This is a genomic window from Roseateles sp. P5_E11 (genome assembly GCF_054049355.1).
Genome location: NZ_JBFUMO010001124.1, coordinates 1 through 811, shown reverse-complemented (window position 1 = coordinate 811; position 811 = coordinate 1). Strand labels below are relative to the sequence as shown.

General features: G+C 66.6%; 1 protein-coding gene. It reads right to left on the bottom strand.

What is annotated here, in order from left to right; genetic code table 11:
- On the bottom strand, positions 1 to 792 hold a 792-nt coding region (locus ACXJKR_RS33835; RefSeq protein WP_457326590.1), incomplete at its 3' end, for a tetratricopeptide repeat protein.
- Between the last annotated feature and the right edge of the window lie 19 nt (positions 793 to 811).

Genomic DNA, 811 nt, shown 5'->3' with positions numbered 1-811 from the left:
GTCATGGGCCTTGCGCAGCGCGTCGATGGCGGCCGTGGCCTGGCCCCGGTAGGTGGCGACTTCGGCAAGCAGGTTGTAGCCGAGCGCCGACTTGGGCGCTGCCTGGATGACCTGTTTGGCGCGCTGCTCCGACTTCGCCGCATCGCCCTGCGTCAGCTCGATGCTGGCGAGCATGGCCTGGGCCGGCAGATAGTCGGGGTTGCCGCTCAGAGCCTTGTCAAGGCTGTAGGCAGCGCCGGCGTAGTCCTTGATGCCGACCTGCTGGCGCGCGACTTCCAGCAGGCGCGGTGCATCGAAGGCGGCGCGGCGGGCGGCATTGGTCAATGTGGTCTTGGCCCCGGCCGCGTCGCCGTTGGCAGCCTGGGCGCTGGCATAGGCCTGCAGGGCTTCGACATCCTCGGGCAGCTTGGCCAGCAAGAACTTGGCCGCGTCGACCGCGCGGGCCGGCTGGCCTTTGCGCAGGTGCCAGGCGACGAGGGCGAAATTGGCGCGCGTTTCGCGGGCGCTGCTGGCCTCTGCGGCACTTTCCAGCCATTTGAGCGCCTCGTCGTCCTTGCCCCACAGTTCGTTCAGCAGGGCCAGTTCGAACAGCACATTGGTATTGCGCTCGTCATTTTTCAGAACTTCCCGCAGCCGCTTGTTGGCGGCTTCGAAATTGCCAGTCACGGTGTCGATGCGAACCAGGCCCAGGCGGGCCTCCATCAGTTGCGGGTCGAGCTTGAGCGCCTTCTCATAGCCGGAGCGTCCGCCGGGATAGTCGCCCGCCTGGGTCTTGGCATAGGCCTGGACCATGAGGACGGTTGCATTGTTC